The organism is Shewanella sp. GutCb, from assembly GCF_002836135.1.
Classification (GTDB): Bacteria; Pseudomonadota; Gammaproteobacteria; order Enterobacterales; family Shewanellaceae; genus Shewanella.
Genome location: NZ_PJBL01000005.1, coordinates 1 through 13,186 on the forward strand (window position 1 = coordinate 1; position 13,186 = coordinate 13,186).

A 13,186-nucleotide genomic window follows, 5' to 3' on the forward strand; every position below is an offset into this window, starting at 1 on the left:
GTCGTTTAAACGGAATAAAAACAGTTGGCCATCGCTTCGCGATTATAGCCAACCATTTTTATCCGCTTAACGGGGCGTTAGCAATTTGGAGGCTAAAGTTGAGGATTGAACAAAGTCGCGGACAATATATTTTCAATAGAATTTATACTGAATCAATAAGCATAGTAATAATTATTTTTACAATCAGTGTAATTGGTTTGTTTAGCCAAGATGAACCTAACTTTGACTTTGTTTACTTTGCAATCGGAGTTCCTGTGGTATTTGCGTTGTGGCTTTCAATATTTAATTCGGGTGAATCAAAGATCGTCGAGAATGGTATAACTATCGATAAGGAAAGTTTTATTTATATTCGATTTAATGAAAAAGATATCATTAAATGGTCTCAATATGATGGCTATAAAATTACAGGAGGCTGGCTTAGAGATGTGATTATAAAGCGCAAGGGAGGTTCAGATATAGTTTTTAGTTACTACACTTTTTCATCTGAACAGCGTACAAAAATATTTAAGCGCCTAGATCAACAGCATTGCTAACAAGCTAATAAACAATGACATAAAATCCGTATGTCTTGAGCAGGATCGATTGATCATTTTAGTAGATACTAAAAAATGAAACAGGAGAAGACGCTGCCCTTAAGGTATCTTTTGAATGGATTGTAGCCTTTCGTTTTATGAATGAGGCTAATATGACGTATTACGCTAACTTACCTCTTATCACTTCAACTTTTCATGTTTACAAAATTCTATCTGGTGGCTGGTCAAACGGAGAAGTTAGACAGCAAGGTGTTCTGGATGCTTCCGCAGGTGTTTACTCAGAGTTTTTAGTTGCAACAAATAATGGTTGTATACAGGCGACACACCGAAAATCGATTGGAATTAGCGTCTTAGAAATGTAAACATAACAAGCTGTTCAAGCGGGATAAATTACAGGGCGTTATAAAGCCTAAGGAAGGTAAACGTGCAACTTGTAGGTCAAAGATTAAAACTATCTCCTTTCGATAACACTGATATGGATCTTTTCATTGAAATATCAATGTGCCCGCAGATGATGGAACATGTATATGAGCCTTGTACATATGATGAGGCAAAAGAAGCATTTGATGCAAGGTCAAAACCTTAGATTTTGGAAAGTGATGGCTGGCTTTCATTAGGTATTACAGAATCATTTACTGGTGAAAAACTGGGGAGTATAGGTCTTAAAATTGTTAACCGTGAAGCTAAAATTGGTGAAGTCGGATTTATGATTAAGACAAATGCTCAAGGGAAAGGTTTTGCTAGTGAGGCGTTAAACCTTCTTAAAGCTTATTCGTTTGAAGAACTTGATCTAAATAAATTAGTAGCCACATGTTCAATTCACAATCATAGCTCATTTAACTTACTTGGAAAGGTGGGATTTGTTCGTGAAGGCTGTTTACATCAAAACTCTTTAATCAACCATAAGTATGTTGATGATTATGTTTACGGCCTATGTAAGTCGGCCTTATAACAAGTTGCTAAATTCAGATTCACCAAGACTGTCATCCCATTTGCTGAGCAAATCGCCCGCCAGCACATGGCTCACTTATTAGAGAGGCGTTAGCAGTACCAGATAAATTGGAGTCTGAATGAATATTGAAGTGTTAGAAAATCCTGAACAAAAGTTAATTGATTACCTTGATAAAAAGATCGATGACCTCAATTGGGCTAATTGGGAAGTAAGCGAACGAATTCCTTTAGCAGTGTAAATAAAAAATGAGCAAGGTGAAGTCATTGCTGGTGCAGCAGCTCGCTCATTGGGTGACAATTAATTTTTTTAACTTACGTTGGGATGCGGTGAAATAATCTTACTGTCACAATATGGGGATATACTCATGCTCGGACATTTTTAGCAGAAAATAATGTATTGAGATAAGATTATATTTAGGGAGCAAGCCATGCAAGAATTTCGTTATAAATTAGACCGCGAATCGATAGAATCATTACAGTCTCTAATAGGCCAAGAGATTAACTTAATAACTCAATTTGCGTATTTCAATTTTAATCAGCGAAATGTCACATGTTTTCCACCGTTATATTTTAGGAAGAAAGCCAGTTTTGTTGAGCTGACGAACGAATGGAATACCAGCCCTCAAGGTCATGATTTCCATCTTCCAAAGTTTAGGCTAGTGCAGAAACCGGATGACATTGAGTATCAAAGTGATAATGACTCTATCGGCCCATGTTCTGAAATTAAGTTTACGGAAAATGACCGTATCACCATAGAGGCTATAGAGATCCTTCGTCTTAGATGTCGGTGTGCAGTGCAAGATGAAACTGAGGTTAGGAAGCTAATTCCGTCAGATGAAGTTGTCATATATGACTGGGGGATCAACATCAGACTGTCGGATGGTTCTTATGCTTCAATTACAACTGAGGATGACCATATTACGGGTGAATTAATAATCTCACCACTGGCTATTGAGGCCTATCATAAAGAAGATGTTTGGGTTCAACAGCTTGATATTAGACAAGTACTAACAATAATTTAAGTTGTAATATCAACTAATTGCTTGAAAAGGCTGTGCCAGCCATGGTAAGTGGCAGCGTCATCTATTTAACTTCTCTTTAGATGACATTAGTAATGATTTTGATAATAATTATGTGAGTAAAAGTAGCGTTGAATCGTACAAGATGGGTGGCTTCTGTCGATATACTAAACGTAATGGTTGGTGAACTGGCTAGTCGTGGTATTACCGGTGGGACGAATATGGACACATTTTTAGCATTAAAAAGCAGTTTTACATCCAGAAAAGCTAAAACAATATCTAATTCATTAGAAAGCATCAATTGCTAACAAAGCATTTAGGAGTAATCCTCAACGCTTGGCATTCTCGGTTCTATGTCAGCTTAAGTGTTTATGGCACAATGGTTTAAGTATGGTGGTGGCATTGTTCACACCTTAATGCGGCGTTATGCGTATACACAAACTTGTCGTAAGGTGTATGATTCAATTAAGTTTATTGGATAATGAGGTGATGAAATGAAATTAGACGCAATACTGTGGGATTACGATGGAACCCTCGTTAATTCAGTACCCAAGAATATTGATATTACAAAAGCCATTCTATCTATCGTTGCTCCACATTTAACAGGTAACAATTTGCCTAAGTATTTGCTCAGCGAAGATTTTTACCATGAAGCCAATCACGGTGCTAAAAACTGGCAAGAGCTCTATGTTGATTATTACGGATTATCTCATGACGAAATGATCCGAGCTGGCAGTATGTGGGCAGAGCACCAAGAGAAAAATCAAACTGAAGTGACGCTTTTTGATGGTATTAAAAATGTCGTTGAGCAGTTTTCACAACTTCATCATGGTATCTGTTCTCAGAATTCACAAAACAATATTCGTCGTGTACTTAGAGATAATGGAATAGACGCTCCATTTAAAGCGATTATTGGTTACGATGATGTATCAAATGGCAACCAAAAGCCTCATCCATTTGGTGGTATCAAATGTGTGGAATCAATTTTCGGTCATACAAATAGTCAATTGTTAATGTACATCGGTGACCATGAAGCTGATGCCAAGTTTGCCCGTAATCTACAGTCCGCGCTTGGAAATAGTGCCAAGGTGATTTCTGTCGCGGCCGCATATAGTCGTTCTGAGCCTGAAAGTTGGGAAGTTAAGCCTGACTACATTGCAAACAATGTTGAAGATCTCCTTTCTATCATTGGGAAATACGCATAACGAATAAGCATAGGCCGCGCGCAGCCGCGTCCTTATTTCCAAGTCAGATTGATGCCTTTACATAGTAAATAGCGGCGCGAGAGTTCACGCTAGTTTAGCATCTGATGTCATTCGTTAAAATTTCACAAGTTACAACGATCCTTTAGCATCGATAGTTAATCATTTTTTATATCATTAACCCCAAAATATCAGCGTATTAACTACCTATTTTCATCCGTCTCCGTCTGTATTTCAAATCTCATACTCATGACCTTTTACATCAAATGCTTATGCGGTTTCCCCAGGGGTAATCCCCCTTTAATCAATATACTTTATGGCGCTCCTTACTTTACAGATATTGGGGGTCCTCAGGATTGATTAACGTTTAATAAAATGTCACAGTGTTATGGAATATTGAAGTACTGTAGCCTGTTGGAGTCGAGTTCTAGCGCAGGGCTATTAGAGGAGATAATGAGTAATGAGTAAAGTTATTAGGTGCCTTTTCTGTTTAAGTATAATAATTTCGTCCTTCAGTTCTCATGCGGAATATATCGTTGAGGTGACGCTCGATATTAACGGAATGTACCAAGGAAAGCAGGAGATAGGTTTACAGGAAAGCAAAACCCTGAAAAAAACAGACGACACAGTTTTGTTGTTAATCAGTCAGTCTTATGTGCATGATAATTATGCCACTCTGAATTATACAGTTATTGAATATCTTATATCTGATCCTGAAACACGAAATGAGCTTAAGTTACCCTCTATAAGCACCCTTGTTAATAATGAGGCTAGTCTTTCGTTAGGTGATGACCTCTCCTACAGTGTAACTGTCCGTGAAGTAAATAAATAGTAAGCCCATGACAGCATTTCTGAAAGACTATACCTTCAATCACTGTTTTCAAGCTAAAACAAATACCGCTGCCTTCAAGCTTTTCCTCTTGTTTTGCCACATATAATTAAAGCGTAACGGTTCTAATCAGCAGCGACACTCTTTTTGCCAAATTTTTGCAACAACTAACTAGCGCAATATGTGCGAGATGGTGGCAATTCATTAACCCTAATGCAGCCATACTGAACATGGGTTTACCGAAGTGCTCAAGTGAACCCGTTACCCTTTTTCCTTCATGGCTTGCATGTTAAACTCAAGCACACTTTTATGAATTTTGAATTGACACTATCCTATGAAACAGTTGCTCGACTTTCTGCCTCTGGTTATCTTTTTTGCCGTCTACAAATTTTTTGATATTTACGTTGCCAGTGGCGCATTGATTGCGGCCACCGCATTGCAGCTCATCATTACCTACATCCTGTATAAAAAACTGGAGAAGATGCACCTCATTACCTTTGCAATGGTCACCGTGTTTGGCTCGCTAACCTTGATTTTGCACGATGACTCATTTATAAAATGGAAAGTCACTATCGTGTATGCTCTGTTTGCCATCGCGCTAGTGGTTAGCCAGTTTATGAATAAACCCATTTTAAAAAGCATGCTGGGCAAAGAGTTAATTGTTGCTGACAAGATATGGGCCCATGTGACTTGGTATTGGGTACTGTTTTTTGTGGCATGCTCTCTCGTTAACATCTACGTTGCCTTTAGCCTATCGCAAGAAACTTGGGTAAACTTTAAGGTATTTGGTCTAACCGCTTTGACACTGATCAATACGGTACTCACGGTATTTTATCTCTTTAAAAACATGTCTGAAGAAGATCGTAAGGAACTTAAATAATGTGGTATATGATTTCGTCGCAAGATGTTGAAAACAGCTTAGAAAAACGCTTATCTGTTCGTACAGACCATTTAGCGCGTCTGCAGCTTTTAGCTGATGAGGGCAAGTTACTCATCGCAGGGCCTCACCCCGCTATCGACAGTGAAAACCCAGGCGAAGCAGGTTTCACTGGCTCACTCGTGGTTGCTGACTTCCCCTCACTTGAAGATGCACAATGCTGGGCTGATGCCGACCCTTATATCGCCGCGGGTGTATATGAAAGCGTGGTTGTAAAGCCTTATAAGTTAGTGTTGCCGTAAATAAAAGGAACTCAAAATTGAAGATAGTTTCATTTAATATCAATGGATTGCGAGCAAGACTGCATCAACTGCAAGCTTTAATCGATAGCCACCAGCCTGACGTCATCGGTTTACAAGAAACCAAAGTGCATGACGAAGCCTTCCCACTTGCTGATGTAGAAGCAATGGGATATAAGGTGCATTATCATGGCGGAAAAGCACACTATGGTGTGGCCATGTTGTCGAAGGCTGAGCCATTAAAGCTTCAAAAAGGATTCCCAACCGATGAAGACGACGCTCAGCGCCGTATGATCATGGGGACTTTTATGCAGGAAAATGGCCGTCCGCTTACCGTGCTAAATGGCTATTTCCCTCAAGGCGAAAATATTAGCCATGAGACAAAATATCCCGCTAAGCGCAAGTTTTACAAAGACTTAATGGTATATTTAAATGAGTATCACAGTGCTGATGAAGATATTGCCATCATTGGCGATATCAATATATCGCCTGTCGATTTAGACATAGGTATTGGTGAGCCCAATGCCAAGCGCTGGTTAAGAACAGGTAAGTGTAGTTTTCAACTTGAAGAGCGTGAGTGGCTTAAGACCTTAATGGACTGGGGCTTAGTGGATACGTTCCGCGAACTGCATCCAACGCGCACAGAGCGATACTCGTGGTTTGATTATCGCAGCAAAGGATTTGTCGATAACCGCGGCCTGCGCATTGATGTCGTCTTAGCGACCAAATCACTGGCACAGCGTCTGGTTGAATCTGATATTGATTACGACCTACGTGGTATTGAAAAGCCTTCAGATCACGCGCCTATTTGGAGCACCTTTAGTTAATCTAAATGGTGGTTTCAGCTAATAAAAAAATCCAGCAATGATTGCTGGATTTTTTATTATCTGATCAGGCAAAGATAGCGCTGTGGTGTCGTTATAGGCAAAGGAACTAACCTTAGTGCAAAGCGACAGCTCTGCTGAGTCAAACTGACCTTTAAGCCTCGCGTTATAAAACTCGTTTATAACATTAGGTGGCTTTAGCCAAAGTATATTGCTTTAACAACTGCTCTAACCCCTGAGAAGCATCATTTAAGTCTGTCGCAAGACTAATTGAATGTTCAGTGGTTTGCTTAATCGTTTCAGCTTGGCCTCGAATATCGTCTAACTGAGAGCCAATTTCCCGAGATGCAACACTTTGCTCTTCAGATGATGCTGCGATTTGTGCACTCATATCGAATACTGTACTGATCGATAACGCCATGTTATCAACATCACTACTCACTGACACGATAGCCTCGCGGCCTTTGCCCGCTTGCGATACGATATCGCCAGTAATGCAGCTCAATTTATGTGTACCCGCTTGTAAACCTTCAATCATAGATTGAATTTCAACTGTCGCTTTTTGTGTCCGGCTCGCTAACGTTCTCACTTCATCAGCGACCACGGCAAAGCCTCTGCCCTGCTCGCCCGCTCTGGCCGCTTCAATTGCGGCGTTAAGCGCTAACAGATTAGTCTGTTCTGAAATACCGTTAATGGTGGTTACTACTGCACCAATTTGCGTTGCAGCGTAGGAAAGATCTTCCACTGAAGCTGACGCTTCTGAAATTTTGCCCGTTAATATACCAATGCTTGCTACCGCCTCAGCCAGTTGAACTTTACTGTTTGCCGCCTGAGATGAGTTGGTTTGAGTTTGCTCTGAGGTGCTAGAAGCATTCTGAGACACCTCTTCAACTGCCGCTGTCATCTGCGACATCGCAACCGCGACCGTATCGAGGAACTGATGCTGTGCAGTGGTTAACTTTTCATTTTGACTCGCCTGTTGATGAAACTCACCAGCGGCCTCTGAAAGCGTTTGCGCGTTACGTGCAATTGCAGACACCATTTCACTCATGTTATCTGCGCTACGGTCTATTTCGCGGGCAATTAAGCTGAAATCATCTTTACCAAAAAAGTTAAGTCTAAAACTAAGATCACCATCAGCAAGTCTTTTTATGGCTTGGTACATATCCCACAAGCCGCCACCAAGCGAAGTTGATACCCAATAACTCACAAGATATAACGGCAGTAGACCTAAAAGAGCCAACCAAAGCATGTTATTCATATTTGACAAAGCTGGCTGTTCCCAACGACTTACATTAACCGTGTAGTTAATGAACTCACCGTCAACGGGGGCATTCACGCTAAGATTATCATTTGAGCGTTTCGTCTCAGAATTAAAAGCAACACTCAATCCATTTTCGCCGGCAAAATCAGTTAGCGATTGCCCAGTAAGAGATTGGGTCATCGCCATATTGGCATAAGCCTCAACCGTGGCTTGAGCGCGCGCCATTGAAGCGGCTTCAATCTGTTGTTTGCTATTGAAATAGTTTGCTCCGGCCACCATTGCAGTGATGAGCGTAACCATAGTGCAGATAGACCAGAACTTTCCATTTAGACTGAGCTTGATTAATACCGCATCGACTGTTCGAAAATTAATTTGCTTCATCGTAAAATTCCCATGGCCCTTATATTTGACCTTTATAATGCGTTGATAGACTCACTCGCCCAGTACGGCACAGTGTTGAGTTACTCGCTATATTCAATGTTGAATTATGACTCTTTTGCTGTATTTTCAGCAAATATTGTTTGTAGTTTTTGGGTCAAGCTGATTAGCTGAGTCGTCAGTAGACTCATACTGTAGCCCAGCATCGCGCCCACCAGTAAGGGGGGTAAAATTGCCACTACGTCGCCACCCATTGCAAAGGTGATACAACAACCGATAAATGCGCCGGGTATAAAGGCGAGCTTTTGATAACTTGCTTGTAAACACATGGCAGCCGTTGCGATGCCCGTGAAGGTATAGCCCATAACCGGAGAGACAAAAAAACTGCTGCCAGAAATAATTAGCCAACCCCAAAAGACACCAGAGACATTCGTCGCCATCGCCATCAGCATGCCTTTCACACCCGTTTCGGTTTGTGCAAAAAAAGTGCTACAACCAAGAAAACCTATCCAGGTGACAAGTTGAAATACATCAGCAAAGCCAGCCCATACGGCTGCCAATAATCCTGCTGAAATTGCTATTTGCCAACGATGCTCCATAAAGCCCTCTCTATAACGCGATACACACTTTGACTATGCCGATACACAGTACTTAATATCAAGGTCGCTAAATTACCATCTTTTGTAGGCTAAAAAACACGATCTACGACAAAAAAGCGCTAACAAAGTCGAATCTAGTGCACAAAACAACCGAAAGCGTAACAAATATACAATACTCCGACATACAACTAACCCAATAGGAGTATGAAATCAGCGGTAATAAGAGCCTCAGCAACCGAGTTATTTCAAACAAAATAGCCTTATGCTGATCGAGCTGCGATTGTCAGGCACAAAAAAACATCTACAAACGAGATGTTTTATTCAACGCAGGAGCACTCACAAAGAAACATATTAAAGCCTCAAACTTTTTTCTTGTTCCTGCGTGAAGCGGTTTGCACGCCATTGATCATTTTCCCTAACGCCTTATCTTTGGCTCTTTTCTCCGCCAGTGTCGCGCCATTCAATGCCTGTTCACGCATCAGTTTGCGATAGCTCGTCAGTCGACGTTCCGTCACTATGCCATCATGCAGGGCTGCTTGGACCGCACAACCAGGCTCACTTTCATGACTGCAATCGCTAAATCGGCACTGCTGTGCTAATGCGGTAATTTCACTAAACGTATCACTAACACCTTGTTCGCAATGGCTAAGCTGTAGCTCTCGCATACCGGGTGTGTCCATAAGCAGTCCACCTTGAGGTAACCACTTCAGCGCTCTTGAGGTTGTGGTGTGACGTCCTTTACTATCATCTTCACGCACAGCACGGGTAACTTGCGCGTCAACGCCCATTAAACCATTGACCAATGTTGACTTCCCCACACCGGATGAACCTAAAAACGCAATTGTTTTGCCTGTTTGGCAATAGCTCGATAGCGCTTTAAGCGCTTCACTATCGAGCGCGTTAACGGCATGGATCATCATCAACGGATCTAGCTGCTGCACTTGCTGGCGCTTGTCATCCACATCAGCACACTGATCCGCCTTTGTTAATACCACCACGGGATCCACCAGCGCTTCTTTCGCTAGCGCTAGGTAACGTTCAATTCGGCTCAGGTTGAAATCATGATTGAGAGAACAGACAATCATGACACTATCAAGGTTTGCAGCAATGAGCTGAGTCGCCACTTTCGAGCCTGGCGCTTTTCGTTGGAACAAGGACTGACGATCCAAATGGCGATGCACCCGCTGTGAGTCATCAAATAATGCCCAATCGCCAACGCATAGGCGCTCAGCCTGCGCCGAGAACGTTAATCTCACTTGTCCTTGCTCACTCATCACCACGACGTGACTTCTGTGCTGCTCAACCACACGACCAATACTGAACAGCGATAACTCTTCTAGGCTAAGTTGTTGCTGGAAAAACGGCCGCCAGCCGAGTTGGGTTAATGTCATCGTGGGGTTTTCCATGGTCTTCCTCCATCTACGATTTAGTAGATAATAAGCAATAATTGATACTGTAGCGGCGCTGATGCCACCTTTCAGCTAAGAGTTTCATATTAATGACTTGCTCAACAGTTTAATTGAACAAAAGCGACAGATTGCACGAGCTTATACCGACAATAACGGAGCCTGACATCCAACGAAAATGTCCAAGTTAAAAAATGCATAAAAAAAGTGCCATTAAGGCACTTTTTATTAGATTTGCTTTGTTGTTATTTATCCTAAAAAGAGATGTTTAAATATTAAGTAATTTATTCACCGGTAAATCTCTAATTCGCTTGCCAGTTGCCGCAAAGATAGCATTCGTCAGCGCTGGAGCAACGGGGGGAACACCAGGTTCGCCAACACCTGCTGGCGGCGCATCCGAACGTACAATAGTGACTTCTATCTCTGGGCATTGGCTAATGCGCAGCAATGGATAATCATGAAAGTTCGATTGCTGAACTTTACCCTCTTTAAAGCTAATCTGGCCCATCATCGCTAAGCTAAGGCCAAACATCACCGCGCCTTCTGTTTGCGACGTCACGCGGTCGGGGTTAACAATTAATCCAGCATCAATAGCAGCGATAGACTTAAGCACCGTTAAGTTTTGCTTATCGTCTACTTCAACCAATATCGCCACGGCAACATAACTGGTAAAACTTCGATGAACCGCAAAGCCCCAGCCCTGACCCGCTTTAACGGCTGGCTGCTTATTGATTGCCTGTTCAACAATATCAATCACATTGAGGTAGCGGCCAACATCAACAGGGTGGCGCGATAGCTCTTCACCATAATTACCATATTTAAAACCTTGATCAGCAAAATCAACTTTTCTAGCCTTGCCTAACAGCGTCTTCCACATGGTTGTGCAAGGAACTCCGGCATTACTGGCAAGCTCATCAACAAAACTGCCAATACCAAAAGCATGCTGGATATTACACACCGAACGCATCCAACCTATTCGTGTATGAGCCTCCGCTTTAACCGCTTCACAACGGTAACTCTCAACCGCTAAGGGCACATCAACAAAGCCGAGATCCAACTCGCCCGCCGAAGGATAATCGACACCTTCAGCAAAGGTTGAACTAATCGATGGGAAAGCCGAGCGCTGTAACATCGCCTCGGGCATCTTATTGTCATTGAGTTTGGCTTGATAAAACTGGGCACTGATTGCATGAAGATAGCCATTTTGGATCTCATCTTCTCGGCTCCAGCTGACTTTAACGGGTCGTTGCAGTTTTTGTGACAGTAGCGCCGCTTCAACACTAAAATCAGGTTTAGATTTACGACCAAACCCGCCACCAAGTAGAGTCACATTAACTTTAACCTGTTCCTCTTTGAAGCCAAGATTAGCCGCCACATTCTGCGCCGTGCTTTGTGGTGTCTGGGTCGATGCCCATACTTCACAGCCCGTTTCGGTGACTGAAGCCGTTGCCACTGGCGGCTCCATAGGGGCATGCGCTAAATAAGGCACCGTGTATAGTGCGTTGATCGTCGACTTTTCCGGCCAATCTTTGGTTTCTTTGCCTTGCTGCCGCGCGAGCTTGCCCGGCAGTTTGACACGCTCTGACAAGGTCTTTAGGTACTCGGTTGTATCGTGGCTGTCATTTGCAGATTCAGTCCAAGTGATTAAAAGTGCCTTTCTACCTTGCTCTGCACTCCAACTGTTGGTGGCTATTACTGCAACGCCCCCTAACGCCTGAAAAGCAGGAGCACCTGTAGGCACTTTCATGCGAATAACATCAACCACTCCAGCGACTTCACGCGCCGCACTATCATCAAGCGTAGCAACATTACTGCCCAATACAGGTGGTCGGGTGATGCTGGCATAGAGCATCCCCTCCATCTGCACGTCGTAACCATATTTGGCTTTACCGACTAGCATGTCTTGCATATCAACAATGGTATGTGATTTACCAATGTGCTTAAAATCTTTGCTGTCTTTTAGCTTTACCGCATCCTCGGCAGGCATTGACAGTTTTGATGCTGCGATGGCCAACTCGCCATAACTCAGTTTACGGCCAGAATTTATGTGATGAACTTGATGATCTTTAGCACTAACCTCAGCTACTGGCACTTGCCAGATGTCGGCCGCGGCTTGCTCAAGCATGGTACGCGCCATCGCACCCATCTGCCGCATTGCTTCATAGTGTTTACGAATACTGCGTGATCCATCGGTATTTTGGCTGCCATAACGTTTGTCTGCTAAGCCCTGTACCACAACAACATGTTGCCAATCAGCTTCCAACTCATCTGCCAATATCTGTGGGATCCCGGTGCGGATCCCCTGCCCCATCTCTGAGCGATGACAAGTTAAATAGACTTTGTTGTCTTCGCCTATCGCGATAAACAGGTTTAATCGTGCTTCTTTATCTTGTGCCAGGGCCATCGGGCTCCAGCTCAGTCCGCTCGCGCCTAACGCTAAACCACCTCCTGTAGCACCAAAGAGCTTAAGCACGTCGCGACGACTGAAATTTTGTACTGCAGTAAAGGTTCTCATGATGATGCTCCTTTTTTAGCAACACCTTTTTTTGACACACTATGAATAGCAGATTTGATCCGGGTGTATGTGCCGCAACGGCAGATATTGCCTGACATAGCAGATTCGATTTCAGCATCGGTAGGAGCGGTGTTTTCAGCGAGCAACGCAGCGGCAGACATTAACTGTCCAGACTGGCAATAGCCGCATTGTGGCACATTATGATCACTCCAGGCTTGCTTAAGCTCTTCCGCGGCTAAACCTTCAATCGTTGTCACCTGTTTCCCTTGCGCTTGGGCGACACTGGTTAAACAAGCGCGAGCCGGTTTGCCATCAATATGAACAGTACAGGCGCCGCATAAGCCTGCGCCACAACCGTATTTGGTTCCCGTCATACCGAGCATATCTCTAATGGCCCATAGTATGGGCATTTTAGGATCGGTATCGAGGGCAAAACTCTTGCCATTTATACTGAGTGTCAGTTTCTCATCATTCATTACTCGCTCCTCAT

Annotated in this window: 14 protein-coding genes; 9 read left to right on the forward strand and 5 right to left on the reverse strand. The window is 42.9% G+C overall.

Going from position 1 to position 13,186, the window contains the following annotated elements:
- From CXF86_RS22680 to xthA, 9 genes are all read left to right on the forward strand, one after another.
- The coding region (locus CXF86_RS22680; protein ID WP_180961018.1) for a hypothetical protein at positions 1–533 on the forward strand (533 nt) is incomplete at its 5' end.
- A gap of 152 nt (positions 534–685) precedes the next feature.
- Positions 686–895, forward strand: coding sequence for a hypothetical protein (locus CXF86_RS05120; RefSeq protein ID WP_102038512.1), 210 nt, complete (start codon positions 686–688; stop codon positions 893–895).
- 227 nt (positions 896–1,122) lie between these two features.
- On the forward strand, positions 1,123–1,485 hold the full coding sequence (locus CXF86_RS05125; RefSeq protein WP_257985293.1) for a GNAT family N-acetyltransferase: 363 nt from the start codon (positions 1,123–1,125) through the stop codon (positions 1,483–1,485).
- 427 nt (positions 1,486–1,912) lie between these two features.
- Entirely contained in the window at positions 1,913–2,506 is a 594-nt protein-coding gene (locus tag CXF86_RS05135; RefSeq protein ID WP_102038513.1) for a hypothetical protein, read from the forward strand.
- Between the two features lie 491 nt (positions 2,507–2,997).
- Positions 2,998–3,708 (forward strand): HAD family hydrolase, encoded by a 711-nt coding sequence (locus tag CXF86_RS05140; RefSeq protein WP_101089752.1) that lies wholly within the window; start codon positions 2,998–3,000, stop codon positions 3,706–3,708.
- 457 nt (positions 3,709–4,165) lie between these two features.
- Positions 4,166–4,537, forward strand: a complete 372-nt coding sequence (locus CXF86_RS05145) for a hypothetical protein (RefSeq protein ID WP_101089751.1) — start codon at positions 4,166–4,168, stop codon at positions 4,535–4,537.
- A 331-nt stretch (positions 4,538–4,868) separates the two neighbouring features.
- Positions 4,869–5,414 (forward strand): septation protein A, encoded by a 546-nt coding sequence (locus tag CXF86_RS05150; protein WP_101089750.1) that lies wholly within the window; start codon positions 4,869–4,871, stop codon positions 5,412–5,414.
- Entirely contained in the window at positions 5,414–5,713 is a 300-nt protein-coding gene (locus CXF86_RS05155) for a YciI family protein (RefSeq protein ID WP_101089749.1), read from the forward strand. The genes CXF86_RS05150 and CXF86_RS05155 overlap by 1 nt, the downstream gene beginning before the upstream one ends.
- A gap of 17 nt (positions 5,714–5,730) precedes the next feature.
- Positions 5,731–6,537 (forward strand): exodeoxyribonuclease III, encoded by an 807-nt coding sequence (gene xthA, locus CXF86_RS05160; RefSeq protein ID WP_102038514.1) that lies wholly within the window; start codon positions 5,731–5,733, stop codon positions 6,535–6,537.
- A gap of 184 nt (positions 6,538–6,721) precedes the next feature.
- On the opposite strand, the gene CXF86_RS05165 is transcribed toward xthA, so the two are convergent.
- The 5 genes from CXF86_RS05165 to CXF86_RS05185 all read right to left on the reverse strand — a co-directional run bounded on the left by CXF86_RS05165 (position 6,722) and on the right by CXF86_RS05185 (position 13,172).
- Entirely contained in the window at positions 6,722–8,179 is a 1,458-nt protein-coding gene (locus CXF86_RS05165; protein WP_102038515.1) for a methyl-accepting chemotaxis protein, read from the reverse strand.
- Positions 8,180–8,283: 104 nt separating this feature from the next.
- Positions 8,284–8,775: a DUF1097 domain-containing protein gene (locus tag CXF86_RS05170; RefSeq protein ID WP_102038516.1), complete on the reverse strand. Its 492-nt coding sequence runs from the start codon at positions 8,773–8,775 to the stop codon at positions 8,284–8,286.
- A gap of 359 nt (positions 8,776–9,134) precedes the next feature.
- Positions 9,135–10,181 carry a ribosome small subunit-dependent GTPase A gene (rsgA, locus tag CXF86_RS05175; protein ID WP_102038517.1) on the reverse strand — a complete coding sequence of 349 codons (1,047 nt, stop codon included), beginning with the start codon at positions 10,179–10,181 and terminating at the stop codon, positions 9,135–9,137.
- A 268-nt stretch (positions 10,182–10,449) separates the two neighbouring features.
- The gene (locus CXF86_RS05180) at positions 10,450–12,696 is read right to left on the reverse strand and encodes a xanthine dehydrogenase family protein molybdopterin-binding subunit (protein WP_102038518.1); all 2,247 of its coding nucleotides are present in this window, start codon (positions 12,694–12,696) and stop codon (positions 10,450–10,452) included.
- The gene (locus CXF86_RS05185; protein WP_101089743.1) at positions 12,693–13,172 is read right to left on the reverse strand and encodes a (2Fe-2S)-binding protein; all 480 of its coding nucleotides are present in this window, start codon (positions 13,170–13,172) and stop codon (positions 12,693–12,695) included. Before CXF86_RS05185 ends, CXF86_RS05180 begins: the two co-directional genes overlap by 4 nt.
- Positions 13,173–13,186: the final 14 nt, after the last annotated feature.

What these genes read in the sequence shown, in the direction of transcription:
- rsgA (WP_102038517.1), bottom strand. Translation starts at nt 10,181, where the DNA reads ATGGAAAACCCCACGATGACATTAACCCAACTCGGCTGGCGGCCGTTT.
- CXF86_RS05165 (WP_102038515.1), bottom strand. Translation starts at nt 8,179, where the DNA reads ATGAAGCAAATTAATTTTCGAACAGTCGATGCGGTATTAATCAAGCTC.
- CXF86_RS05145 (WP_101089751.1), top strand. Translation starts at nt 4,166, where the DNA reads ATGAGTAAAGTTATTAGGTGCCTTTTCTGTTTAAGTATAATAATTTCG.
- CXF86_RS05150 (WP_101089750.1), top strand. Translation starts at nt 4,869, where the DNA reads ATGAAACAGTTGCTCGACTTTCTGCCTCTGGTTATCTTTTTTGCCGTC.
- CXF86_RS05140 (WP_101089752.1), top strand. Translation starts at nt 2,998, where the DNA reads ATGAAATTAGACGCAATACTGTGGGATTACGATGGAACCCTCGTTAAT.
- CXF86_RS05180 (WP_102038518.1), bottom strand. Translation starts at nt 12,696, where the DNA reads ATGAGAACCTTTACTGCAGTACAAAATTTCAGTCGTCGCGACGTGCTT.
- CXF86_RS05135 (WP_102038513.1), top strand. Translation starts at nt 1,913, where the DNA reads ATGCAAGAATTTCGTTATAAATTAGACCGCGAATCGATAGAATCATTA.
- CXF86_RS05155 (WP_101089749.1), top strand. Translation starts at nt 5,414, where the DNA reads ATGTGGTATATGATTTCGTCGCAAGATGTTGAAAACAGCTTAGAAAAA.
- CXF86_RS05170 (WP_102038516.1), bottom strand. Translation starts at nt 8,775, where the DNA reads ATGGAGCATCGTTGGCAAATAGCAATTTCAGCAGGATTATTGGCAGCC.
- CXF86_RS05185 (WP_101089743.1), bottom strand. Translation starts at nt 13,172, where the DNA reads ATGAATGATGAGAAACTGACACTCAGTATAAATGGCAAGAGTTTTGCC.
- CXF86_RS05120 (WP_102038512.1), top strand. Translation starts at nt 686, where the DNA reads ATGACGTATTACGCTAACTTACCTCTTATCACTTCAACTTTTCATGTT.